The organism is Streptomyces sp. AK08-02 (assembly GCF_033795085.1).
GTDB classification, from domain to species: Bacteria; Actinomycetota; Actinomycetes; order Streptomycetales; family Streptomycetaceae; genus Streptomyces; species Streptomyces echiniscabiei.
The window spans coordinates 1-24,268 of record NZ_JARAZV010000037.1 but is presented as its reverse complement, the minus strand read 5'-3'; the positions used below and the strand labels follow the sequence as shown (position 1 = coordinate 24,268).

24 protein-coding genes are annotated in these 24,268 nt (G+C 69.6%); 7 read left to right on the top strand and 17 right to left on the bottom strand.

The window, feature by feature from the left end; genetic code table 11:
- Positions 1–181 precede the first annotated feature (181 nt).
- Positions 182–538 (bottom strand): DUF805 domain-containing protein, encoded by a 357-nt coding sequence (locus PV734_RS45415; protein ID WP_319098691.1) that lies wholly within the window; start codon positions 536–538, stop codon positions 182–184.
- Between the two features lie 433 nt (positions 539–971).
- Here PV734_RS45415 and PV734_RS45410 point away from each other — a divergent pair, with 433 nt between their 5' ends.
- Positions 972–1,424: a hypothetical protein gene (locus PV734_RS45410; protein ID WP_319098690.1), complete on the top strand. Its 453-nt coding sequence runs from the start codon at positions 972–974 to the stop codon at positions 1,422–1,424.
- 93 nt (positions 1,425–1,517) lie between these two features.
- A complete protein-coding gene (locus PV734_RS45405) occupies positions 1,518–2,324 on the top strand; it encodes a DUF4253 domain-containing protein (RefSeq protein ID WP_319295170.1) in 807 nt (268 codons plus the stop codon).
- Positions 2,325–2,401: 77 nt separating this feature from the next.
- Here the strand turns inward: PV734_RS45405 and PV734_RS45400 are convergent, their stop codons facing one another.
- On the bottom strand, positions 2,402–3,304 hold the full coding sequence (locus PV734_RS45400; RefSeq protein WP_319098688.1) for an SAM-dependent methyltransferase: 903 nt from the start codon (positions 3,302–3,304) through the stop codon (positions 2,402–2,404).
- Positions 3,305–3,635: 331 nt separating this feature from the next.
- On the opposite strand from PV734_RS45400, the gene PV734_RS45395 reads away from it, so the two are divergent.
- A complete protein-coding gene (locus PV734_RS45395) occupies positions 3,636–3,857 on the top strand; it encodes a hypothetical protein (protein ID WP_319295168.1) in 222 nt (73 codons plus the stop codon).
- Here the strand turns inward: PV734_RS45395 and hemB are convergent.
- From hemB to PV734_RS45365, 6 genes are all read right to left on the bottom strand, one after another.
- Entirely contained in the window at positions 3,824–4,813 is a 990-nt protein-coding gene (gene hemB / locus PV734_RS45390) for a porphobilinogen synthase (protein ID WP_319098686.1), read from the bottom strand. The two genes, PV734_RS45395 and hemB, sit on opposite strands and share 34 nt — an antisense overlap.
- A 359-nt stretch (positions 4,814–5,172) precedes the next feature.
- Positions 5,173–6,882: a bifunctional uroporphyrinogen-III C-methyltransferase/uroporphyrinogen-III synthase gene (locus PV734_RS45385; protein WP_319098685.1), complete on the bottom strand. Its 1,710-nt coding sequence runs from the start codon at positions 6,880–6,882 to the stop codon at positions 5,173–5,175.
- Positions 6,879–7,871: a hydroxymethylbilane synthase gene (gene hemC / locus PV734_RS45380; RefSeq protein WP_319098684.1), complete on the bottom strand. Its 993-nt coding sequence runs from the start codon at positions 7,869–7,871 to the stop codon at positions 6,879–6,881. Before hemC ends, PV734_RS45385 begins: the two co-directional genes overlap by 4 nt.
- Complete coding sequence (locus tag PV734_RS45375; RefSeq protein WP_319098683.1) at positions 7,868–9,709, bottom strand: glutamyl-tRNA reductase; 1,842 nt, start codon at positions 9,707–9,709, stop codon at positions 7,868–7,870. Before PV734_RS45375 ends, hemC begins: the two co-directional genes overlap by 4 nt.
- The gene (locus PV734_RS45370) at positions 9,706–10,539 is read right to left on the bottom strand and encodes a redox-sensing transcriptional repressor Rex (protein WP_319098682.1); all 834 of its coding nucleotides are present in this window, start codon (positions 10,537–10,539) and stop codon (positions 9,706–9,708) included. Before PV734_RS45370 ends, PV734_RS45375 begins: the two co-directional genes overlap by 4 nt.
- Before the next feature lie 346 nt (positions 10,540–10,885).
- Positions 10,886–11,161 (bottom strand): glutaredoxin family protein, encoded by a 276-nt coding sequence (locus tag PV734_RS45365; protein ID WP_319098681.1) that lies wholly within the window; start codon positions 11,159–11,161, stop codon positions 10,886–10,888.
- Positions 11,162–11,320: 159 nt separating this feature from the next.
- Here PV734_RS45365 and PV734_RS45360 point away from each other — a divergent pair, with 159 nt between their 5' ends.
- From PV734_RS45360 to PV734_RS45350, 3 genes are all read left to right on the top strand, one after another.
- Entirely contained in the window at positions 11,321–12,274 is a 954-nt protein-coding gene (locus PV734_RS45360; RefSeq protein ID WP_319098680.1) for an HAD-IB family hydrolase, read from the top strand.
- Positions 12,275–12,951: 677 nt separating this feature from the next.
- Entirely contained in the window at positions 12,952–13,722 is a 771-nt protein-coding gene (locus tag PV734_RS45355; protein ID WP_319098679.1) for an ECF subfamily RNA polymerase sigma factor, BldN family, read from the top strand.
- A 363-nt stretch (positions 13,723–14,085) separates the two neighbouring features.
- Complete coding sequence (locus PV734_RS45350; protein WP_319295165.1) at positions 14,086–15,396, top strand: DUF5667 domain-containing protein; 1,311 nt, start codon at positions 14,086–14,088, stop codon at positions 15,394–15,396.
- Positions 15,397–15,484: 88 nt separating this feature from the next.
- Here the strand turns inward: PV734_RS45350 and PV734_RS45345 are convergent, their stop codons facing one another.
- From PV734_RS45345 to PV734_RS45325, 5 genes are all read right to left on the bottom strand, one after another.
- A complete protein-coding gene (locus PV734_RS45345; RefSeq protein WP_319295163.1) occupies positions 15,485–16,591 on the bottom strand; it encodes a lysophospholipid acyltransferase family protein in 1,107 nt (368 codons plus the stop codon).
- 48 nt (positions 16,592–16,639) lie between these two features.
- On the bottom strand, positions 16,640–17,746 hold the full coding sequence (locus PV734_RS45340; protein WP_319098676.1) for an NAD-dependent epimerase/dehydratase family protein: 1,107 nt from the start codon (positions 17,744–17,746) through the stop codon (positions 16,640–16,642).
- Between the two features lie 263 nt (positions 17,747–18,009).
- Positions 18,010–18,108 carry a 30S ribosomal protein bS22 gene (locus PV734_RS45335; protein WP_003948845.1) on the bottom strand — a complete coding sequence of 33 codons (99 nt, stop codon included), beginning with the start codon at positions 18,106–18,108 and terminating at the stop codon, positions 18,010–18,012.
- A 183-nt stretch (positions 18,109–18,291) separates the two neighbouring features.
- On the bottom strand, positions 18,292–18,504 hold the full coding sequence (locus PV734_RS45330; protein WP_004984898.1) for a helix-turn-helix domain-containing protein: 213 nt from the start codon (positions 18,502–18,504) through the stop codon (positions 18,292–18,294).
- Positions 18,505–18,633: 129 nt separating this feature from the next.
- Positions 18,634–19,449: a phosphatase gene (locus PV734_RS45325; RefSeq protein WP_319295161.1), complete on the bottom strand. Its 816-nt coding sequence runs from the start codon at positions 19,447–19,449 to the stop codon at positions 18,634–18,636.
- A 245-nt stretch (positions 19,450–19,694) separates the two neighbouring features.
- Here PV734_RS45325 and PV734_RS45320 point away from each other — a divergent pair, with 245 nt between their 5' ends.
- On the top strand, positions 19,695–20,138 hold the full coding sequence (locus PV734_RS45320; protein WP_319295159.1) for a hypothetical protein: 444 nt from the start codon (positions 19,695–19,697) through the stop codon (positions 20,136–20,138).
- 25 nt (positions 20,139–20,163) lie between these two features.
- Here the strand turns inward: PV734_RS45320 and PV734_RS45315 are convergent, their stop codons facing one another.
- From PV734_RS45315 to PV734_RS45300, 4 genes are all read right to left on the bottom strand, one after another.
- Positions 20,164–21,339: an acetoin utilization protein AcuC gene (locus tag PV734_RS45315; RefSeq protein ID WP_319295157.1), complete on the bottom strand. Its 1,176-nt coding sequence runs from the start codon at positions 21,337–21,339 to the stop codon at positions 20,164–20,166.
- Positions 21,290–22,546, bottom strand: a complete 1,257-nt coding sequence (locus PV734_RS45310; protein WP_319098672.1) for an MFS transporter — start codon at positions 22,544–22,546, stop codon at positions 21,290–21,292. Before PV734_RS45310 ends, PV734_RS45315 begins: the two co-directional genes overlap by 50 nt.
- Positions 22,547–22,618: 72 nt before the next feature.
- A complete protein-coding gene (locus PV734_RS45305) occupies positions 22,619–23,398 on the bottom strand; it encodes a VC0807 family protein (protein ID WP_319098699.1) in 780 nt (259 codons plus the stop codon).
- A gap of 101 nt (positions 23,399–23,499) precedes the next feature.
- Positions 23,500–24,144 carry an HAD family hydrolase gene (locus PV734_RS45300; RefSeq protein ID WP_319098671.1) on the bottom strand — a complete coding sequence of 215 codons (645 nt, stop codon included), beginning with the start codon at positions 24,142–24,144 and terminating at the stop codon, positions 23,500–23,502.
- Between the last annotated feature and the right edge of the window lie 124 nt (positions 24,145–24,268).

Here is a 24,268-nt window from a genome sequence, read left to right as displayed (position 1 = left end):
GCCGGGCACCCGTTCATCTCGGGGTGCCCGGCTTCCGGCGTTCCGCGTCCACCACGGGCCTGCGGCGGAGCGGTGGCGGCCCGTGCCGTCCGGTTCGGCGCCCGGGAAGCGCGAAGGCCGCCCGGCACGGAACCGGGCGGCCGAAGCGTGGGGCACGGGGACGATGCCCTCGGCGCGAAGGTCAGATCTGCGCGGGGGCGTACTTCGGGTTGTGGCCGTACTGGTTCTCACCCTGGTCGCCGTCGAGGCAGTAGAAGACCAGCAGCGTGATCCCGCCGACGAGCGGGACGAGGCCGAAGAGGATCCACCAGCCCGAGCGGTTCGTGTCGTGCAGCCGACGGACGGCGACACCCAGGGCGGGGAGCAGGATCGCCAGTTCGAGGACGAACGCGATCCACACCATGTCGATGGCGTAACCGATGGCGAGCAGCGCGAGGTAGGCGATGCCCGCGAACAGGACGAACATCCAGTATTCCTTGCGGCGCGCACGCCCGCTGAACACCGCGTACTTCTTGAGCACGTCGAGGAAATAGTTCATTGCTTCCCCCCAGGGAACGATATGGGCCAACCGAGCGGATCAGGCCAGAGGGAGAAGCTACGGAGCCTGGCGGGAACTCGTCAACAGGGTTGGTCGTTGCAGGTCATGGGCATAAACCTGCTCACTACACAGAGCTGACGGCGGTTCCCGGGCGCCGATTTCAGGACAGATCTCCGCAAGATCATCGGTAGTGGGCGACACAATCACCGTCCGTTCACGGCGCCGAGACCCGCAGGCTGCCGAACCATGGCTGTTTCATTGCCACTTCTAAGCCAGTCCGACGCGACTTCGAGGCCTCGCCGACACCGGAACGATCTCGAACCGTTGCCCCGCCCCACGGAAACCGCCTGCAACCACGAGGCAGCGCGTTGCGTCTTCAGTACCGTAGGAACCAAACAGACCTTTCAGTCCAATTCGTTCCACGGGGGAACAAATGAACCTGATCCGCAACCGCAGCCGTCGCACCACGACCGCGGCCCTGGCCCTCCTCACGGTGGCCGCCCTCGGCACCGCCGGCGCCACCGCCTCCAACGCCGCCACCAAGGCCGCCGCACCGCAGACGAAGGTGATCGCCTCGTCCGTCCTCGGCAGCGACTACAAGATCACCCTGACCGCGAAGCGGTCGCCGGAGGACCAGTACGCCGCCACCGTCGAGCTGCAGGTGTACACGCAGTCCGGCGGCGCCTGGAAGCAGTCCGACCTGGTCACCGTGGGCGACGTCGACGGGTGGTTCTGGTTCCCGCTGACCGGGAAGGGCGCCGTCTGCGAGTTCTCGACCGCGAGCACGGAGCCCGCGCCGCTCGACGTGAGCCTGCTGATCACACCGTCCATCGGCTGCTCCGAGCCGACGCACTACGTCGTGAAGCAGGGCAGGGTCTACGGCTGACCCGCTGACCCACTGACCCGCTGAAACGCAGGGGCGCACCCCGAACCGCCCGCCCCGAACCGATTGTCAGTGGCAGGCCCTACAGTCACCGGCATGGCGACACTTCCCAACCCGCTGCCCCACCTCGCGACCGACCCGACCGGCAGCGCGCTCGGCCTCGCGCTCCCGGCCGGGAGGCTGATCGACGCGACGGACGACGGCCCGTGGCACGAGCCGCTCCTCTGGCACGCCGACGCGCCTTCCGCCCCCGGCGGCTGGACCGCGCACCACGACGCGTGTCGGGCCGCCGGGCTCGTCCCGGTGGTCATAGAGGTGGGCGACGGTCAAGGCGGGCCGGAGAACTGGGAGTTGACGCCCGCCGACACCTCGTACCCCGGGGACCACGACGCCGAAGAGGTCCTCACCGGGTTCTGGGAGGAGTACGCGGCCCAGGACGAGGCCTGGCCCGGCCTCGCACCCAGCGCCCTCGGCGCCACCCCTGCCGCCGAGCAGACGGCCGCCGACGCGCTGGCCGCCCGGCTGGCGGACGCACTCCTCGCCCCCGGCTCCTCCCTCAAGGAACCACGCCTCGCCCTGGTCCCCGCCCGCCGCTCCGCCGACATCCCGGCCGCCGTCGGCTGGTCGGGCGCCGCGAACTACGAGAGCGACACCGCCCGCCTCTGCGCGGTGCTCCGCTCCTGGGAGGACCGCTTCGGCATACGGGTCCTGGCGCTCACCTTCAACCAGTTGGTGCTGTCCGTGGCCACCCCGCCGACCACTCTCGCCGAGGCCGAGGCGGCAGCCGCCGAGCACTTCGCGTTCTGCCCGGACAACATCACGCAGGGAACCCACACCACCCTGCGCGCCTACGCCGAACACGAACTGCTGGCCAAGCAGACCTGGTCCTTCTGGTGGGACTGACCACCTGCCGGTGAGCCCGGCCCTGACCCGCAGGCCTGCCTGCCTCCTCCTTCACGACGCGGACGCAGCCGCCCCGTTCACCCCTTGCGGCCACTCGCCCCGTACACGTTGATGTCCGCGTCCGTGACGTCGTTGATATCGCGGTAGCGGACCTTCTCGATGTCGTCGAGCGAGTCGAAATACGAGGCCTCGACCTGCTCGGGCAGCGGGGCGCCGCCGTCGGGACGCCAGTGGTGGGCGGGCACTACGCCCGGCTCGTCGAGGGTGAGCCCGTTCTCCTCGAAGAAGCGTGCCACCTCGGCCCTGGAGCGGAGCACGAAGGTGAACCCGCGCTCGGTGTACGTCCGTTGGACCGCGCGGATGTTCTCGGGGTTCAGATCCTCGGTGAGGTGACTGAGGACGAGTCGGCTGCCGGACGGCAGCGCGTCGACCAGCTCGCGCACGATGTCGTACGCCTCCGGCTCCGCCACGAAGTGCAGGACCGCCGCGAGGACGAGCGCGATGGGCCGGTCGAAGTCGAGGGTCTTGCGCGCGTGGTCGAGGATCTGGGCCGGGTCGGCGAGGTCCGCGTCGACGTAGTCGGTACGGCCCTCGGGCCCGCTGGTGAGCAGGGCACGCGCATGGGCGAGAACGATCGGGTCGTTGTCGACGTACACGACCCGGGTGTCCGGGGCGATGCGCTGGGCGATCTGGTGGACGTTGTCCTGCGTGGGCAGTCCGGTGCCGATGTCGAGGAACTGCCGGATGCCCTCGTCCGCCGCCATCGCCGTGACCGCACGGCGCATGAAGTCGCGGTTGTGCCGGACGTCCAGGTACCCGCGCGGGTTGGCGGCGAGTGCCGCCGCGGCGGCGTCCCGGTCGGCCGGGTAGTTGTCCTTGCCGCCGAGGAAGACGTCGTAGACCCGGGCCGGGTGGGCCTTGGTGCTGTCGATCCTCCTTCTCAGCTCGGCGGGGTCCTGACTGAGAGCATCGCCGCTCATGTGGCCTCTCCCTGGGGAGCCTGGGTCCAAACCTCTTCGACGGACAACAACCTAGCCGCCGACCGCAGTTGACGTTCCGAAATCGAAAATCGTCCGTCGGACCGTCCCGGACCCCGCCGCGGCCGTCCCGAAACGGGACCCCAGCGTCCCGGACCATCCCCGAACCGGACGGCATCCCAGCAGGTCAGCGCAGTGATGGATCGACCGGCGTCCCGGATTCGCCGGGAACCATGGCATTGGGACGGATCACGGCACAAGCTGTAGCCGGTCGAACGGCACCGTCTCCCGCCGCTCCCCGTTCCCTCCCCCTCACCCCGGAAAGGGCACACCCATGTCCGTACGCAGGTCCCGTACGCGTCTGTTCGCCGCCACGGCGGTCGCGCTCGTCGCCCTCACCACCCTCACGGCGTGCGAGGACGGAGAGGGCGTACGCGACGAGGGCCCGTCATCGACGTCCGGCCGACCGACACGATCGGCACACGAACCCGGAGCCGTGCTCGGGCAGACTCACAGCCAGGCTCACAGCATGCGGGCGGCCTCGGTGGCCCAGTAGGTGAGGATGTTCTGCGCGCCGGCCCGCTTGATCCCGGTGAGGGTCTCCAGAATGGCCCGCTCCCGGTCGAGCCAGCCCTTCTCCGCAGCCGCCTCGACCATCGAGTACTCGCCGGAGATCTGATAGGCGACGACGGGCACGTCCACGGCGTCGGCGACCCGGGCGAGGATGTCGAGATAGGGCCCGGCCGGCTTCACCATGACCATGTCGGCGCCTTCCTCCAGGTCGAGCGCCAGCTCCCGCAGCGACTCCCTGGCGTTGGCGGGGTCCTGCTGATACGTCTTGCGGTCCCCCTTCAGCGAGGAACCGACGGCTTCCCGGAAGGGCCCGTAGAAGGCGGACGAGTACTTGGCGGTGTAGGCGAGGATGGCGACGTCCTCGCGCCCGATCTGGTCGAGGGCATCGCGAACGACCCCGATCTGCCCGTCCATCATCCCGCTGGGCCCCACGACATGCGCACCGGCATCAGCCTGTACCTGGGCCATCTCGGCGTACCGCTCCAGGGTGGCGTCGTTGTCGACGCGCCCCTCGTCGTCCAGTACCCCGCAGTGCCCGTGGTCGGTGGTCTCGTCGAGGCAGAGGTCGGACATGACGAGCAGGTCGTCCCCCACCTCGGCCCGCACATCCCGGATGGCGACCTGGAGGATCCCGTCCGGATCGGTGCCAGAAGTCCCGAGGGCGTCCTTCTTGCCCTCCTCCGGCACCCCGAACAGCATGATCCCGGAGACCCCGGCCGCCACGGCGTCCACGGCGGCCTTCTTGAGACTGTCCCGGGTGTGCTGGAAGACCCCCGGCATCGCGGAGATCGGCACGGGCTCACTCACCCCTTCCCGCACGAAGGCGGGCAGGATGAAGTCGGCCGGGTGCAGTCGGGTCTCGGCGACCATGCGCCGCATGACGGGCGAGGTACGCAGCCGCCGAGGACGCGCACCGGGAAAAGATCCGTACTTCGACATACCCACACGCTACGCCCGCCCCACACCCCCCGTTACCGACGCGACGTCGGGGCACCCTTCAGCCCGTCCGGCGCTTGAGGACAAGGCCCGCACCCCCAGCCCGTCCGGCGCCTGAGGACAAGACCCGCACCCCCAGCCCGTCCGGCGCCTGAGGACAAGACCCGCACCCCCAGCCCGTCCGGCGCCTGAGGACAAGACCCGCACCCCAGCCCGTCCGGCGCTTGAGGACGAGGCCCCTTCAGGGCCGATGGGGGGTCTGGGGGCACAGCCCCCAGGAACGGGATGGGACGGGTAGGGGCGGCGGGGGCGAAAAACCACCACCCCACACCGCCCCCACCCCCACCTCACCTGCACCCCACCTACGTCGTCGTACGACGCCTCCGCGCCCCCGGCCGCCGCTCACTCGGCCGAGTAACCGGATCCCCGGACTCCACAGCGGAAGCACGCCGCCGCAACCCGAAGTCCGCCAACGCCTCCGCCAACTTGAGCACGGACGGCTCCGGAGCCATCACATCGACCCGCAGCCCGTGCTCCTCCGCGGTCTTCGCCGTGGCCGGCCCGATACACGCGATCACCGTCACGTTATGAGGCTTGCCCGCGATCCCGACCAGGTTCCGCACGGTGGACGACGACGTGAAGAGAACGGCGTCGAAGCCACCCCCCTTGATCGCCTCCCGGGTCTCCTGCGGCGGCGGCGACGCCCGCACCGTCCGGTAGGCCGTGACGTCGTCGACCTCCCAGCCCAGCTCGATCAGCCCGGCGACCAGCGTCTCCGTGGCGATGTCGGCCCTAGGCAGGAAAACACGGTCGATCGGGTCGAAGACCGGGTCGTAGGGCGGCCAGTCGTCCAGCAGCCCGGCAGCGGACTGCTCCCCGCTGGGCACCAGATCGGGCTTCACACCGAAGGCGATCAACGCCTTGGCGGTCTGCTCCCCGACTGCCGCGACCTTGATCCCGGCGAAGGCACGAGCATCGAGCCCGTACTCCTCGAACTTCTCCCGCACGGCCTTCACGGCGTTCACCGACGTGAAGGCGATCCACTCGTACCGCCCTGTGACCAGCCCCTTGACCGCCCGCTCCATCTGCTGCGGGGTCCGAGGCGGCTCGACGGCGATCGTCGGTACCTCGTGCGGCACGGCCCCGTAGGACCGCAGCTGGTCGGAGAGCGACGCCGACTGTTCCTTCGTACGCGGCACCAGGACCCGCCACCCGAACAGGGGCTTGTTCTCGAACCACGACAACTGCTCGCGCTGAGCGGCGGCGAACCGCTCGCCGACCACCGCTATCACCGGCCGGCCACCCTCGGGCGACGGCAGCACCTTGCCCTGCTTGAACGTCTGGGCGATGGTCCCCAGCGTCGCCGACCAGGTCCGCTGACGCGTCGTGGTCCCGGCGATCGTGACGGTCAACGGGGTGTCGGGCTTGCGCCCGGCGCTGACCAGCTCACCGGCCGCCGCGGCCACCGAGTCGAGCGTCGTCGAGACGACGACCGTCCCGTCGGAGGCCCCGACCTCGGCCCAGCACCGGTCCGAGGCCGTACGGGCGTCCACGAACCGGACGTCCGCGCCCTGCGCGTCCCGCAGCGGCACACCCGCGTACGCGGGCACGCCCACGGCCGCCGCGACACCCGGGACCACCTCGAAGGGAACGCCCGCGCGAGCGCACGCCAGCATCTCCTCGGCGGCGTACGCGTCGAGCCCGGGATCCCCGGACACCGCACGCACGACCCGCCTGCCACCCCTCGCGGCCTCCATGACAAGATGTGCGGCATCCCGCACAGCGGGTACACCAGCGCTTGTTGACGCGCCGTCAACAACCGCTAGTTGAGGCGTGCCTGTGCCTGGATACGTGCTGCCAATAGGCGTGTCCAATTCGGTGTTGAGCTCGGCTACGCCTTGTCTGGCGTGCGTGCGTACGACGTCGAGCACCTCGTGCTCGGCGACCAGTACGTCCGCGTTGGCCAGCGCCTCGACGGCGCGCAGAGTCAGTAGTCCCGGATCCCCGGGTCCGGCACCAAGAAAGGTGACGTGCCCGTGGTCCGGACCGGCGGGAAGGGTGGTGGGGCTCACTGTGCTCGCTCCCCCATCAGACCGGCCGCGCCCTTGGCAAGCATCTCGGCTGCGAGTTCACGGCCGAGCGCCATTGCTTGGTCGTACGTCTCGGGCACGGGACCGGTGGTGGACAGCTGCACCAGCGTCGAGCCGTCGGTCGTGCCGACGACGCCGCGCAGGCGCATCTCCTTGACAATCTGCCCGTCGGCCAGAAGGTCGGCCAACGCCCCCACAGGGGCGCTGCAACCGGCCTCCAGGGCGGCGAGCAGTGACCGTTCGGCGGTCACGGCGGCCCGGGTGTCCGGGTCGTCGAGCTCGCCGAGTGCCGCGATCAGGTCAGAGTCGTGGGAGGTGTTCCCCGCTCTGCACTCGATCGCCAGGGCCCCTTGGCCAGGGGCAGGCAGAACCATGTCGACCGACAGGAAGTCGGTCACCTCGTCGGCGCGCCCGATGCGGTTGAGCCCGGCCGCGGCCAGGACGACCGCATCCAGCTCACCGCCGCGCACGAACCCGATCCGGGTGTCGACGTTCCCCCGGACCGGAACGACCTCGACACTCAGCCCATGGGCACGCGCGTACGCGTTCAGCTGGGCCGTGCGCCGGGTCGAACCCGTCCCCACCCGTGCGCCGGGCGGCAGGTCGGTGAACTTGAGGTCGCCGCGCGCCACCAGGACGTCACGAGGATCCTCGCGCTCCGGTATCGCGGCGAGCACCAGGTCGTCGGGCTGCGCGGTCGGCAGGTCCTTCAGCGAGTGCACCGCGAAGTCGACCTCCCCGCGCAGCAGCGCCTCGCGCAGGGCGGTCACGAAGACGCCCGTGCCGCCGATCTGGGCGAGGTCCTCACGGGACACATCGCCGTACGTCGTGATCTCGACGAGCTCGACGGGCCGCCCGGTGAGCCGCGTCACGGCGTCGGCGACCTGCCCGGACTGGGCCAGCGCGAGTTGACTCCGCCGGGTCCCAAGTCTCAGCGCCCCTCGCGCCGGCCCTCGTACTGGCTCACTCATGCTCGCCCTCGGTTCTCGGCGTTCGCCGGGGTGTTCTCGTCGGCCCGGTCGGCCCGGGAAACGGAGGCGACCGTCTCCTGGTCGAGGTCGAACAGGGTACGCAGCGCGTCCGCGTACCCGGCGCCGCCGGGCTCGGCCGCGAGCTGCTTGACCCGTACGGTCGGCGCGTGCAGCAGTTTGTCGACAACGCGCCGCACGGTCTGGGTGATCTCGGCCCGGTGCTTCTCGTCGAGCCCGGGGAGCCGTCCGTCGAGCCGGGCGATCTCGCCGGCGACGACGTCGGCGGCCATGGCGCGCAGCGCGACGACGGTGGGGGTGATGTGGGCGGCCCGCAGGGCGGCCCCGAAGGCCGCGACCTCGTCGGCGACGATCCGCCGGACCTGGTCCACGTCGGCCGCCATCGGAACGTCCGCGGAGGCTTCGGCGAGCGTCTCGATGTCCACCAGCCGGACTCCGGGCAGCCGGTGCGCGGCGGCGTCGACATCCCGGGGCATCGCGAGGTCGAGCAGCGAGAGCACGGCCGGGGGTCGCGCCACGCCGGCAACCGCCTCGGGGCGCCGTCGCTCGGGAATCCGTCCGAGGGTGGCCGCGGTCAGGGCGAGCGCGGCGATCAGCTCACGGTCGTCGTCGGGCGTACGCCGTGCGGCGTCCCGGCGGTCGACGGTGCCGTTGTCGACCCAGGCCGCGTGCTGCTCCAGCGTCGCCGCGTCCATTCCGGCGACGGCGGCCTCGCCCATCACCGAGAACCCGGCCGACTCCTGCACGGCCTGCCCGGCCTGGCCGGTCTGCCCCGTCTGCACGGCGGACAGGTCCAGCGGACAGCCCTCGTCGGTGCCGATGCTGGTGGGCGGCAGGACTCCGGACACGTCACCCGTCGCGACGGTACGAAGGGACAGCCCGGCCTCGTCCGCCGGTACCCGGCCCTCGACGGCCGCGGCGACGGCCTCGGCGGTGAGGACGAGCCCGGTCGCGCCGGTACAGGAAACGGCTATATCGGCACGTGTCAGCTCGAAGGGCACCGATTCCATCGGAACCGCGCGAGCGAACACGGACGCGACCGCACCCACGGCCCCACCAGGACCCTCGGAACCCGCGTTGCCCACGTAACCGGCGTACTGGCTGTTCTCGCGGTTCTCGTTGATGATCTGCGCGAGCCGCTCGGCGCGGTCCGGCGTGCGGTTGGCGACGACGATCTCGGCGACCCCGAGCCGCGCGAGCGTGGCGGCGGCCAGGGAGGACATGGACCCGGCACCGATGACCAGGGCCTTCTTGCCCACGGCCCAGGACTCCACCGAAACCCCGGCGCCCTTCCCACCCGCCAGCTGCTGGAGCCCGAAGGTGACCAGTGACTGCCCGGCCCGGTCGATGCCGGTCTCGGAGTGGGCGCGCTTGCCGACCCGCAGCGCCTGCTGGAACAGGTCGTTCGTCAGTCGGCCCGCGCTGTGCAGGTCCTGCGCGAGAGCGAGCGAGTCCTTGATCTGCCCGAGAACCTGCCCCTCGCCGACGACCATGGAGTCGAGCCCACAGGCGACGGAGAACAGGTGATGGACGGCCCGGTCCTCGTAGTGCACGTACAGGTACGGAGTCAGCTCGTCCAGGCCCACCCCGCTGTGCTGGGCGAGCAGTGTGGACAGCTCGGCGACACCCGCGTGGAACTTGTCCACGTCCGCGTACAGCTCGATGCGGTTGCAGGTGGCGAGCACCGCGGCCTCGGCGGCCGGCTCGGCGGCGACGGTGTCCTGAAGCAACTTGATCTGCGCGTCCTGGGACAGCGCGGCCCGCTCGAGAACACTGACGGGAGCACTGCGGTGGCTCAGCCCGACGACAAGGAGACTCATGCCGGCATCACGGCGGGAACATCCCCGTCAGGCCCTTTGCCATGACCGCCACCACTGCCGGCACCATCGCCGTTACCGCCACTGCGGCCCCGCCCCTTGGCAGTGACCGCCGCGACGGCGTCGGCCGCGGCGACCGCCTCGGCGGCGGCAGCTGCCGCGTCGGCCTCCTCGCCGGCCTTGCGCTGCTCGTGGAAGGCGAGGATCTGCAGCTCGATGCTGAGATCGACCTTGCGTACGTCGACGCCGTCCGGGACGGTCAGCACGGTGGGCGCGAAGTTGAGAATGGAGGTCACACCGGCGGCGACGAGCCGATCGCACACGGGCTGAGCGGCACCGGCGGGGGTGGCGATAACGCCAATGGACACGCCGTTGTCCGCGATGATCCTTTCCAGATCATCCGAGTGCTGCACCGGAATACCGGCGACGGGCTTTCCCGCCATCGCGGGATCGGCGTCGATGAGGGCGGCCACCCGGAATCCACGGGAGGCGAAGCCACCGTAGTTCGCGAGGGCGGCGCCGAGATTACCGATGCCGACGATCACTACCGGCCAGTCCTGGGTCAGCCCCAGCTCACGCGAGATCTGATAGACGAGATACTCGACGTCGTAGCCGACCCCACGCGTTCCGTAAGAACCCAGGTAAGAGAAGTCCTTGCGCAGCTTCGCGGAGTTGACCCCCGCGGCGGCCGCCAGTTCCTCGGACGAGACCGTGGGGACCGAGCGCTCCGACAGTCCGGTCAGCGCACGGAGGTACAGCGGAAGCCTGGCGACGGTGGCCTCGGGAATCCCTCGGCTGCGGGTCGCCGTTCGGTGAGTTCGGCCAGTTGCCACGGTGCTCCTGCGGGTAGCGCGGGGCTGCAGGCGGTCACACGTTCCTGGACCGCCCCGTCGAGTGCAGGCTATGTCTTTGTGAACGCGTGCACAAAGATGGTGTCCGATTTGCCCACCCAACGTGACCGGGGTCACGCACCCCCGTCCCACGCGTGGCGAACCGGCGCACAAGCACCGTCTTCCCTCGCCGTCACAGGCACCGTTCGGGGGCAAAACCTCACACACTCCTCATGAATCCCGCCCCCGAGATCTGAACCGCACTCGATCCTAAGCGACTTTCCGGACCACCTGGACTGCTCGGTCAGCACTTGGTCAGAACTCGACCGCTCGTTAATCGAGCAGGAATCTATGTGAGGGCTTTGCGAAGACGTTCTTCGTCGACACGCCAGAACGTGTGCTGGGCGCCGTCGATGAGCACGACCGGGATCTGCTCCCAGTACTCACGATGGAGTTCCTCGTCCTCGGTGATGTCCTTCTGTTCCCAGGAAACCCCAAGATCGGCACACACCTTCTCGACAACTCCCTGTGCGTCATCACACAAATGACAACCGGGCTTCCGGATGAGAGTGACGAGCCGGGACTGTGACGTACGACGGTCGACGCGCCGAAAGAGGGGACTCATACGCCCATTGTCCCGCGCCCGGGCGAGAGCCGAGGGGAGCGGCGTCCGCCGTCTCGGGGCGGGCTGACGGCAGTTGTTTAACTGCGCGGTCGCGGAGAGTTCACAACCTCCAAACCTCTCGACTCCGGAAGCACCGAACAAACTGGCTATGCTCACGCCATGGCCGCTCTCGGATGGCTCACTCCCCGTAGGCGCTCCGCCACGGCGCGAAGCGTGTTGGCAGGCGAGGCCTCGGCGGAGGCAGCGCGTAAATCCTCCCAGGAGCTGGAGGAACTGGCGCATGCGCCGGATCCGACAGGCACCGAGGAGGAACCCGCGGAGCCGACGTTCCCCGTTCTCGGCGACGTGCGCGCCGCCGCGTTCTTCGACCTCGACAACACCGTCATGCAGGGCGCCGCGATCTTCCACTTCGGCCGGGGCCTCTACAAGAGGAAGTTCTTCGAGACCCGCGACCTCTACCGGTTCGCCTGGCAGCAGGCGTGGTTCAGGCTGGCCGGCATCGAGGACCCCGAGCACATGCAGGACGCGCGGGACTCCGCCCTCTCCATCGTCAAGGGCCACCGTGTCTCCGAGCTGATGTCGATCGGCGAGGAGATCTACGACGAGTACATGGCCGAGCGCATCTGGCCGGGCACGCGCGCGCTGGCCCAGGCGCACCTGGACGCGGGCCAGAAGGTGTGGCTGGTGACGGCGGCCCCGGTGGAGATCGCCACGGTCATCGCCCGCCGCCTCGGCCTCACGGGCGCCCTGGGCACGGTCGCCGAGTCGGTGGACGGCGTGTACACGGGCAAGTTGGTGGGCGAACCCCTGCACGGCCCGGCCAAGGCGGAGGCGGTACGCGCCCTGGCGACGGCGGAGGACCTGGACCTCACCCGCTGCGCGGCCTACAGCGACTCGCACAACGACATCCCCATGCTCTCCCTGGTGGGCCACCCCTACGCGATCAACCCGGACACCAAGCTCCGCAAGCACGCCCGCCGCCTGGACTGGCGCCTACGGGACTACCGCACCGGCCGCAAGGCGGCAAAGGTCGGCATCCCGGCGGCAGCCGGCGTAGGAGCGGTGGCCGGCGGCACAGCAGCAGCCATCGCCCTCCACCGCCGCCGCCGCTGACTCCCCCGAACCGCCCGCCACTTGAGAACAAGGCCCGTCCAGCGCCGCCTCCCCTCCCACCCCGGCCCGCATTTCCAGCCCGTCCGGCGCTTGAGGACAAGGCCCGTCCAGGGCCGCCTTCTTCCCCACCCACCCGCCCCCACCCCATCTCCAGCCCCGACCCGCATTTCCAGCCCGTCCGGCGCTTGAGAACAAGGCCCGTCCAGGGCCGCCTTCTTCCCCACCCACCCGCCCCCACCCCATCTCCAGCCCCGACCCGCACCCCCAGCCCGTCCGGCGTTTGAGGACAAGGCCCGTCCAGGGCCGGAGCGGGGGTCTGGGGGCGCAGCCCCCAGGAACGGGATGGGACGGGTAGGGGCGGCGGGGGCGAAGAAAAATCCGTTCGCCCCCGAATCCCCCGTAACCCCGCCACCAGTCCCGTTGGCCGTACACAGCCACAACACGCCCCGAGCGAAGCTCAACTCGGCCTTAATCGATCAACAACCTGTCACACTGCGGCACTTGAACGGGCGCCAATAGGTAACAGAAGCGACGTAATCGATGATTTGAGCAACCGGGTGTAGCAGCACCTGTACGAAGCGTTATTCTCCTCAGACGCAAACCGGTACCCCTCCGTCGTCACGACGGGTGAAAGGTCCCGCACTGCACGTGATGGAAGCTCTGCCTCTGGGAGTCCCGTGTACCCACACGTCGGGGTTGACGCCTCGGGCCTGGCTACGCTGCGCGCAACGGTCCTAGACCTGTTGCGCGGCTTCGTCCCCACCGCGTACGCCGTCCCCGCATTCGCCACCGCCGCACCACTCGGCCCGTGCTACGCGCTGGCCGACGGCACCGCCGCGGTCGGCAGACGAGGCCGCGCGACCGGCGCCGCCACGACTCGCCGCCCCGCGGCGGACAGTGACAGCGCCCGCATGATGGACCTGGTCGAGCGCGCCCAGGCCGGCGAGGCCGACGCTTTCGGCCGCCTTTACGACCAGTACAGCGACACTGTGTACCGGTACATCTACTACCGGGTGGGCGGAAAGGCCACCGCCGAGGACCTGACGAGCGAGACGTTCCTGCGCGCCCTGCGCCGCATCGGAACCTTCACCTGGCAGGGCCGCGACTTCGGCGCCTGGCTGGTCACCATCGCCCGCAACCTCGTCGCCGACCACTTCAAGTCCAGCCGTTTCCGGCTCGAAGTGACCACCGGCGAGATGCTGGACGCCAACGAGGTCGAGCGCTCGCCGGAGGACTCCGTCCTGGAGTCCCTCTCGAACGCCGCTCTCCTCGACGCCGTGAAGCGGCTCAACCCCCAGCAGCAGGAGTGTGTGACCCTGCGCTTCCTCCAGGGGCTGTCCGTCGCCGAGACCGCGCGTGTGATGGGCAAGAACGAGGGCGCGATCAAGACCCTTCAGTACCGCGCCGTCCGCACACTCGCCCGGCTCCTCCCGGAAGACGCGCGCTGAGCACCGTAAGAGGTACTCCGCGCACGCCTCCGCCAGGACACCCCCGCACCGCACCCGCGCCCGCGCCCGAAGACCGCCGGGCGCGCCCCACCCCGCCCGGCGGACTCGTCCCGCTTTCGCCCGCCCGGGAACCGCACACTCAGCGACGACCAACTCACCTTCAGTGAAAGTCCGTTGAGTTCGCGGTCCGATCATCCGCCGTCCGTAACCCAAGTGCCGCGCCACTCGTTGTGCGGGATACAGGCTCCCTGTGGTCACTCCCTGGCCGTCTTCGATCACCCGATCGAGTTGATGCGGTCAGGGACGTGCAACCCTCAGGACCCCCTGGGGAGCCGACCGTCATGACGAGAGGAGGTGCCGCCAGTGATCGCGAACGTTTCGGCGCACCGGCGGGCGAACGCCTTCGCCCAGGCCCTGGAGCAGCTTTCCGACCGGGACTCGGCGGCCGAGCAGCCCGAAGGACCGGCACCGGACGCTGCACCGCCGGAACCGGCCCCGGCTCCCGCGGAACGGGCGGACCACCAGGCGGACCACCGGGCGGAACAGACCGAACCGAGCCGACTGGTGGCCCTCGCGACCGGTCTCGGCGAGCTGCCCAAACCGGTGCTCGACCCCGCGGTCAAGGTCGTCCACCGGGCCCAGCTGGTGGCCGCGATGGAGGCCATGCTGCGGGACGGCACGGTACCGGGAGGCCGGGCGGCGGACCCTTTGGTGCCCGAGCAGCGCTCCCGCGCCAAGGGAGGTGCTCACCGGGCGAGCGGGCTGGGGAAGTTGCGACCCCGTACCCGGCTGACGAAGGGTCTCGCCGCCGGCGGACTCAGCGTGGGTGTGGCCGCGGGAGCCTTCGGCGGCGTCGCCGCTGCCAGTTCCGACGCCCTGCCCGGTGACTCGCTGTACGGCCTCAAGCGCGGCATCGAGGACATCAGGCTCAACTACCTGACCGACGGCGCCGGCGAACGGGGCCAGGTCTACCTCGACCAGGCCTCGACACGGCTCAACGAGGCACGCCGGCTGATGGAGCGCGACCGCGCCGGCCAGCTCGACCACGAGTCGCTCGGCGAGATCCGCCGCGCCCTCTCCGGTATGCGGCACGACGTGTCGGAGGGCCACCGCCTGCTGCACGAGGCATACCAGCACGACCCCGACTCCCTGGCCCCCATCCAGGCTCTGGACGCCTTCTCCCGCTCCCACCGTGAGGCCTGGGGCGCCCTGCGCGACCGTCTCCCCGTGCAGCTCGGGGACGTGAGCCAGGAGGTGTCGTCGGTCTTCGACGCCATAGACCAAGAGGTCGCCCCCCTCCAGTCCCTGCTCCCGAAGCCTCCCTCCCGGAGCGGCGGAAGCGGTGATGGCGGAAGCCAACGGCACGGCTCCGGACCGGAGTCGAGCACGAGCTCGTCCGGTTCCGACCAGTCGGTCGCCCCCAGCAACACCGGCGGCGACCCCACCGAGGGCCACGCGTCCAGCAGCGGCAAGCCCAAGCCGTCCGCGTCCGGCGCCGGCAGCGACGGTCTGCTCGGCGGCAACACCGGCGGCCTCCTCGACCCGCCCGCGGAGAACGGCACGGCGTCCCCGTCGACGACCACCCCGTCCAACGCGGAGCCCGACGTCACGCTCCCGCCGCTCCTCCCGGGCCTGCTGCCCGGCCTGGGCATCGACAGCGAGGACGCGAGCTAGCGCGGTCGGCCGTACGACGTTCGGGGGCGCCCTTCGCAGGAAGGGTGCCCCCGAACACGTACAGCCGTCATCCGTAGCCGAACCGGCGTCAGAAGAAGACCGACCGCCGCTGCACCAGCAGCTTGTAGAGGGTGTGCTGGATCTGCTCCCTGACCTGGTCCGTCAGGTTGAACATCAGCATCGGGTCCTCGGCCGCCTCCGGCGGATGGCCGTCCGTACGGATCGGCTCGCCGAACTGGATCGTCCACTTCGTGGGAAGCGGGATCGCGCCGAGCGGACCCAGCCACGGAAACGTCGGAGTTATCGGGAAGTACGGAAAGCCGAGCACCCTGGCCAGCGTCTTCGCGTTGCCGATCATCGGGTAGATCTCCTCCGCCCCGACGATCGAGCACGGGATGATCGGCGCGCCCTGCCGCAGTGCCGTCGACACGAAGCCGCCGCGCCCGAAGCGCTGCAGCTTGTACCGCTCGCTGAACGGCTTGCCGATGCCCTTGAACCCCTCCGGCATCACACCGACCAGTTCACCGCGCTCCAGGAGCCGTTCCGCGTCCTCCGCGCAGGCCAGCGTGTGACCGGCCTTGCGGGCCAGCTCGTTTACCACCGGCAGCATGAAGACCAGGTCCGCCGCGAGAAGCCGGAGATGGCGCCCCGCCGGATGGTTGTCGTGCACACCGACCTGCATCATCAGGCCGTCCAGCGGCAGCGTCCCGGAGTGGTTGGCGACGATCAGGGCGCCGCCCTCCGCGGGGATGTTCTCGATGCCCTTGACCTCGACCCGGAAGTACTTCTCGTACAGCGGGCGCACCATCGACATCAGGACCTGGTCGGTGAGTTCGGCGTCGTAGCCGAACTCGTCGACCTCGTAGTCGCCGGTGAGCCGGCGCCGCAGGAAGGACAGTCCGCCCGCGATCCGGCGCTCCAGGCCGCCGGCCCCACCGGCGTCCGGCGAGGACGAGGGGGACCGGTCCCCCGGCTGGTCCTGGGACTCCTGGGACTCACGGGGCGGCTGTTGGTCTCGTGTCACCTGCACATCATCCTGCCGGCGGCCTCGTCCCGGCAGGGGCTGGACCTCGCGAACCACCGCCGGTTCGCCGTTGCGCCGGCCGCTGCCGCCGCTCCGGCGGCGCGACGGCCGCGGGACGGCGCCCGCGCGGGACCTGTCGTCGTCGAACGGAATGACCTTGGCATCCGCCATCGTTGATGCGCTCCTCGGTTGGCGCTCTGCGTCGGTGGGCTGTCTCCGTCAGGTCGCTTGCGCGGCTGTCCCGGTCGTCGTGCCCGTCCCGCCTGTCGTGGCCGGGGTACGGCCGCCGCCCGCGAAGGGGACGAACGGCAGCGCGGCGATCCGGTCGACGACCCCCGCGAGGACCTCCGGCGGCAACAGACCGGGACCACGGACACGCGCGAAGTCCTCGAACGTCTCGGCCGTCGTGAACCTCGGCCGATAGCCCAGAGTCTCGCGCATCTGGTTCGTCGCCACGACCCGGCCGTGCGTGAGCAGCCGGATCTGCTCGGGCGAGAAGTCCGTCACACCCAGCGTACGGACCAGCGAACCGGCCCAGTTGACCGCGGGCAGCAGCAGCGGCACGGTGGGACGGCCGAGTCGCCGGGAGCACTGCGAGAGCAGCAGGACCCCGTCGCCGGCGATGTTGAACGTGCCGCTGTTGAGCGTTCCGCGTTCCGGCTCGTGCGAGGCGATGCGCAGCACCTCGATCACGTCGTCCTCGTGCACGAACTGGAGCCGCGGGTCGTAGCCGAACACGGTCGGCAGCACCGGCATCGCGAAGTACTGCGCGAGCGGCGAGTCGGCGGTCGGCCCCAGGATGTTGGCGAAGCGCAGCACCGCCACCGCGACGTCCGGCCGCCGCCGGGCGAACCCGCGCACATACCCCTCGACCTCCACCGCGTCCTTCGCGAAGCCACCGCTGGGCAGCGACTTGGGCGGGGTGTTCTCGGTGAAGACCGCCGGATCACGGGGCGCCGACCCGTACACGTTCGTACTGGACTTCACGACCAGCCGCTTCACCGTCGGCGACTTCTGACAGGCACCCAGCAACTGCATGGTGCCGATGACGTTGGTCTCCTTGACCATGGCCCGGCTGCCGCTGCCCAGCGCGATGCCCGTCACGTCCAGATGGACGACCGTGTCGGCGTTCGTCTCGGCGAGCACCCTCGCGATGGTGGGCTGCCGGATGTCGGCCTGGACGAATTCGGCGCCGCCCAGATGGTGCTCGGGGGGAACCGCGTCCACTCCGATGACCCGGTCCACCTGGGGGTCACGCTGGATCCGTCGGACGAACCGGCCGCCCAGCTGACGGGCCACTCCGGTCACGAGCACGACCTTGCCCAAGATCAGCGCCTTCCCTTCAGCAATGTTCCCGTCCGCGTTCGCTTCCGTGTTCCCCGTGTGTGGAGCCCAACCTAGCGGGTTGTTGTTGCGCTGTGATGACCGCCCGCTGCGCGAAGTCACGAGGAGGCGCACAGACGGGTCAACACGACCGTGGCCCCCCACCGATACCGGTGGGGGGCCACAGCCTTCATGCTCGCTCTCGCTCGCGTTTCAGCGGCCTCGAGGAGCGGTAGTGGTCCCGATCTCGCGACCGGACCGACTACCTACTTCTTGTTGCGACGCTGAACACGCGTGCGCTTCAGCAGCTTGCGGTGCTTCTTCTTGGCCATCCGCTTGCGCCGCTTCTTGATAACAGAGCCCACGACTACCCTCGCTCACTTCTCATCACTCGGCGTTGGGCGCCATGGGCCCATACGACCTACAAGGGGCCAGCCTACCCGTCCGAGCGCTGAGGTCGTAATCGAGGGCAATCGAGGAGATCAGACGAGATCAGGAGGGACCCGGTAAAGCCCTGAGGGTCCCCATCCGCCCCCTCTCGACCGCCGTCAGGCTGTCTCCACCCCCACATAGCTCTCGCGGAGGTACTCGTGAACCGCTTGTTCGGGGACACGGAAGGACCGCCCCACCCGAATCGCGGGCAGATGACCGCTGTGCACCAACCGGTACACGGTCATCTTCGACACTCGCATCACCGAGGCGACTTCCGCCACGGTAAGGAACTGAACCTCGTTCAGAGGCCTCTCGCCTGCTGCAGCCATGACACACCTGAACCTTCCGCACTCGACGGTCACCGGCTTCCCCTTCCGGTGACTCTTCGTCGTTGCGTGCTCACTCCCCAATGTAGGGGCGGGTGATGCGAGTGGGGAAGAGGTGCACCCATCGGCGGCCTACTGTGACAGACACGCTCGATTGAGTACGTAGCGGGTAATCGGCCGGTAGTAATCGGACCGCACAGCGTCATCAAGTGGAACGACGACGGACACGCGCCCCTCGGCCTCTCCGACGAAGAGCGCGGGATCGTCCGTATCGGCCAGCCCGATGGTCTCGAACCCCAACTGACCTGCGCCGCAGACCCATCCGTGGTCCCCGATCACCAGCTCCGGGAGCGTGCCGCCGGCCTCGGCGGCGGCCGTCAGAGCGGTCCGAACGGGGAGGGGAGAGTGCGTGTGTGCGCCGGGCTCACGCCGGGCGGCCCCAGCACGCGGTTCCCGTGCGAGGGCCACCCCCCGTACGTAGTCGAGGTTGTACGTGCGTAGACCGAACCGGGTCGTTATGTCGACAGAGCTACCCTGCGCCGGAGTGAGGACAGTACATCCCGCCGCCGACAGGGCGTCCGCCAACGCGGCGTAGAAATCGAGCAGTCGGTGCGGGTGACCGGTGCCCAGGAGTACGGGAGCACGGCGACGCGCGACTGCGGAGAGTCGCTCGGCGAAGGCGTCGAGGGCGACGAGTGTCCGTTCCGGGTCGATCACATCACACCCGGAGACGCATCGCGGATCGGGCGAGACCCCGCATCTGTCGGCCATCAGCCCGATCAGATCCCGTTGCCGCCAGTTCAGTTCGGGATCGAGTCCGATCAGCGCCCGGGGATCACGAGCGGCGAACAGCCGATAGCTCCGCAGACTCTCCTCCCGCGAGGTGGCCACGGGCCCGGCGAGACGGGCGGCCAGGAGATGGGCGCGGAGGGCGCCGGCGCTCAACACGAAAGAGATGGTGGCGGACGGCGACACCGGACACGGCGGGAACACCGAAAACGCCGCACAGTTGGCGTAATGCCGCGAACCCCACCCCGGAGCGGCCTGTTACACGGATGACAGGACCGTGACAAAAACGGCCACAACTGTCCTACGTACTCCCGGGTCTCATCTCACGTGTGCGGCAGCAGCCTGGCAACCGCCGGCATCCGCGGCCCGCACACACCGACCATCGTCACCACAGGGGGAACACCATGAAGCTGTCCCGTCGTACGGCCGCCACCGCGCTCGCCGCCCTCAGCCTCGTAGGCACGGCCGTCGCCACCGCCCCGGCCTCCGCAGCCGCGACCGCACCCGGCGCGTACAACGGCGCCTGCGGCCCCGGCTTCTCCGTCGTGAACTGGTCACAGGTGAAGTCGTCCCCGACCAACGTCATCGGCACCGTGTACGTCACCTTCAACTACTCCACCGAGGACAACTGCGCCGTCCTCGTCCGCACCAAGCCGGGCACCCGCATGTACATGGAGGTCACCCTCGACACCTGGCCCAACTCCAGCAAGCCCGTGGAGGACCACGGCTCCTTCAAGGAGTACGCGGGACCGATCTACCTGGACGCCGCCACCGTCAACGGCCAGTGCCTGACGTGGAGCGGCTCGATCGACATCTACTACGACGGCGCGAGCGGACTCTGCTCCTGACGGCCGGACCACGGCGGGCCGCGCCCTACGCCAGCAGCCCACGCAACGGGAACACGGCCCGCCGAGCCGCCACGACCGCCTGGTCGAGACGGTCGGCGGGGTCGTACCCCGACTCCCAGTCGGCGTAGGACACCGGCCACCGCCCGTCCGTCATCCGCGCCGGCGCCAACTGCCTCGTACGCGCGAACACCTCCTGCCGCCACCCCTCCGGGATCATCGCCGTCGGCTCGACGGCCCGACCCGCCGCGATCGCCACCAGGTGCGTCCAGGACCGCGGTACGACCTCCACCACCGCGTATCCGCCGCCGCCCAGGGCGACCCACTTCCCGTCGGCGTACTCGTGCGCGAGGTCGTGACAGGCGACCTGCACCGCCCGCTGCGCGTCCAACGACACGGCGAGATGCGCGAGCGGGTCCTCGAAGTGGGTGTCGGCCCCGTGCTGGGTGACCAGCACCTGCGGCCGGAAGTCGGCGATCAGCTCGGGCACGACCGCGTGAAAGGCCCGCAGCCACCCGGCGTCCCCGGTCCCCGCCGGCAACGCGACATTGACGGCACTGCCCTCCGCCGGACCCGCCGCCCCCGTCTCCTCGGGCCACCCGGTCTGCGGGAAGAGCGTGCGCGGATGCTCGTGCAGCGAGATGGTCAGCACCCGCGGGTCCTCCCAGAACGCGGCCTGGACCCCGTCCCCGTGATGCACGTCCACATCCACGTAGGCGACCCGCTCGGCCCCCAGCTCCAGCAGCCGGGCGATGGCCAGCGAGGCGTCGTTGTAGATACAGAACCCGGACGCTCCCCCCGGCATCGCGTGATGCAGGCCGCCCGCGAAGTTGACGGCGTGCAGCGCCTCTCCCCGCCACACCGCCTCGGCGGCCCCGACCGACTGCCCCGCGATCAGCGCGGACACCTCGTGCATCCCGGCGAAGGCCGGATCATCGACGGTCCCCAGCCCGTACGCCGTGTCGGCCGCCCCCGGGTCGACGGACGCCGCCTTGACCGCCTTGATGTAGTCCTCACGGTGCACAAGCCGCAGGGTCGACTCCCCGGCGGGCTTCGCCGAGACCACGTCCACTTCCCGGTCGAGCCCGAAGGCGTCGACGAGTCGCCGGGTCAGGGCGAGCCGGACCGGATCCATCGGGTGGTCCGGGCCGAAGTCATAGCCCGTTACTGCCTCGTCCCACATCAGCTGTGCGCGGCCGCTCATGCCCGTCACCGTATCCGGCTCGTCCCGGATCGAACGACCCCGCGTACTTCAACGTCACCAGGACCAACACCATCGGAACGAGCATCGCCCCGCGGTAGTTCCACAGATCACCCAAAGCGCCCACCAGGGGCGAACCGATCAGGAAACCGACGTAATTGAAGATGTTGAGCCGCGCCACGGCCGCGTCCGAGGCCCCGGGGAACAGCCTCCCGGCGGCGGCGAACGTCTGCGGCACGAGCACACACAGCCCGAGCCCCAGCAAGGTGAACCCGAGCATCCCGACCCACGCCCCGGGCGCCACGGCCACGACACCGAACCCGAGCGCTGCCACCACCGCCCCCGCCCGTACGACGGCCACCGCCCCGAACCTCCGCACCCCGACGTCCCCGATGGACCGCCCGACGAGCGTGGTGACCATGTAGACGTTGTACGGAACGGTCGCGAGCTGCTCGGAACTCCCGAGCACGTCCTGCAGATACTTCGCACTCCAGTTGGAGACCGTCGAGTCCCCGATGTAGGCGAACGTCATCACCAGACACAGCGGCAGCAACAGCTTGAAGACAAGGGCGCCCGAGTCGGCCCCCGCCCCGGGCGCGTCACCCGGCACCGAGTCGGACGGCTCCCCTCCCCCGCTCCCGCCGCCCCCGTCCCGCGCGTCGACGTACCACCGGCTCCCGACCAGCGCGGCCGGCAACAACACGACCACGACAGGCAGATAGGACACGAAGAGGTCGAGATGCCAGTGCGCGCCGGCCCAGGCCAGCGAGGCCCCGACGATCCCACCCAGGCTGAACGCCGCATGGAACCCGAGCATGATGCTGCGCCCGTACGCCCGCTGCAGACTCACCCCGAGCATGTTCATCGAGGCGTCGAGCCCACCGACGGCCAGCCCGAACGCCCCCAGCGCCACAGCCAGCTCGGCGACATGGTCTCCGGCGCCGACAGCCAGCAGCGCCAGGAGCACGACGGGCTGCGCCCACCTCAGTACGAGACTGGGGCGCGTCCGCTTCACCACCTGCTCGGCACACACACTGCCGACCCCGGCCAGCACGGGCACGGCGGCCAGGAAGATCGGCAGCATCGCGTCGGAGATGCCGTACCGGTCCTGGATGGCCGGGATACGCGTCACGAGCAGCGCGAAGGCGGCGCCCTGAGCAAAAAAGCTGAACGCCAACGCGGCCCTACCGCGCCGCAGCACATCTGTCATGGCGGCGAGCGTAGGGCCCAGGCTTACTCGTGGGTAGATGATTCCGAAGATGAATTCTGCTCACCTTTGATCTCACCCGGCAACAACGCCCATCCGGACACGGTGAGCCACAACACCACCACACTTGGTGTCCGTACCGGCCTCAACACCGACACCAACACCGACATCGGCACCGGCGTCGGGGAGTTCGTCACCGCCCTCGCGCTGCCGTGCGACCTCCGCGCGAAGCATCACCTTCATGGGCTCGACAGCCAGCGCACCGCCGACGAGCACACCCAGCAGCATCGCCCCGACCATCACGACGGTGCCGAGCCAGACCATGGTGTCGACAGAAAGGACGTACACCCCCACGATCCGCGCGACGCACTCCCCCAGCAGCACCACACCCCACACCACCGAGAAGGTCCGCTCGGCCCGTCGAAACCGGGCGGACCCACTGACCAGCCGCTCCCAGGCGGCGGCACGCTCGGCATCACCCCTGAGGAGGAACGGTTTCATCCCCTCGGTCATCATCGGCCGCCCCAGCCGGACCGACACCAGCACGCCGATCCCGATGACACTGCTGATCCCGCTGTCCTTCACCAGCATCAGCCGCGCGTCCCCGGCGACAAAGCTGAGCAGCACCCCCGCGACATTGACCACGAGGATGAGCGCGGCCATCGCGTTGACCGTCCGCCGCCGGACCACACTCCACCCGGTCCGCACCGCCGGAACGGCACTGCTCCACCCGAGGGCGGCGACGGCACTCATCCCGAGCCCGTTCCTGAACACGTAGTACGACCCGACAGGCACCGCCACGTCGAGGACCAACGGCAGAAGGCTCCGTCGAAGGGAGGCCGAGTTCGTCGTCACTGTTGTCATGCCCCAAGCCTCGCGGTCACACCCACCCGGCCAACAGAAACGAACGTCCGAACTCTGGCATGACAATTGTCAGCGCCCCCGCATGCCCGGCCTCAAACAAGCAGGTCAGCCAACTCACCCATGCTGCCAAAGAGTTGATCGGCCCCGGCCAGCCGCTCGGCAGGAGTCATGGCGGTGAACCCGAGCACCTCCATCCCGGCGGCCACAGCGGCCCGCACCCCCAACGGACTGTCCTCCACCACCACACACCGGTCGGCCGCCACCCCCATGCGTTCCGCCGCATACAGAAACAGATCGGGCGCCGGTTTGCCCCGCCCCACGTCCTGCGCACTGAAAACCCGCTCCGCGTCGAACCACCGGTCAAGCCCGGTGGTCCGATGCCCCACCCGAATCCGCTCATGGCTCCCGGAGGAAGCCACGCAGTACGGGACTCCGTCGGCCGCCAACTTCTCCAGTACGTCCATCACGCCGGCCACCGGCCGCAACTCCCGCTCGAAGGCGGCGAACACCCGACTGTGAAACACGTCATCGAAGTCGTCCGGCAACCGTCGCCCGCTGCGCTCTTCCACCAGTTCGTGTACGCGGTGCATGGCCGAGCCCATGTAGTCACGCAGGGAGTCCTCGTACGAGGTCGGATGCCCGAGCTCGGTGAGATAGGCGGCCAGAAGCGTGTTGGAGATCGCCTCACTGTCGACGAGAACACCGTCGTTGTCGAAGATGACAAGGTCATAGCGCATAACTGGAGCCTAAATGCTGAACGACCGGAAACGCAGAAAAGCCCCGTACCGGTATCCCGGTACGGGGCTTTTCGCAATATTTGTTCGGCGGCGTCCTACTCTCCCACAGGGTCCCCCCTGCAGT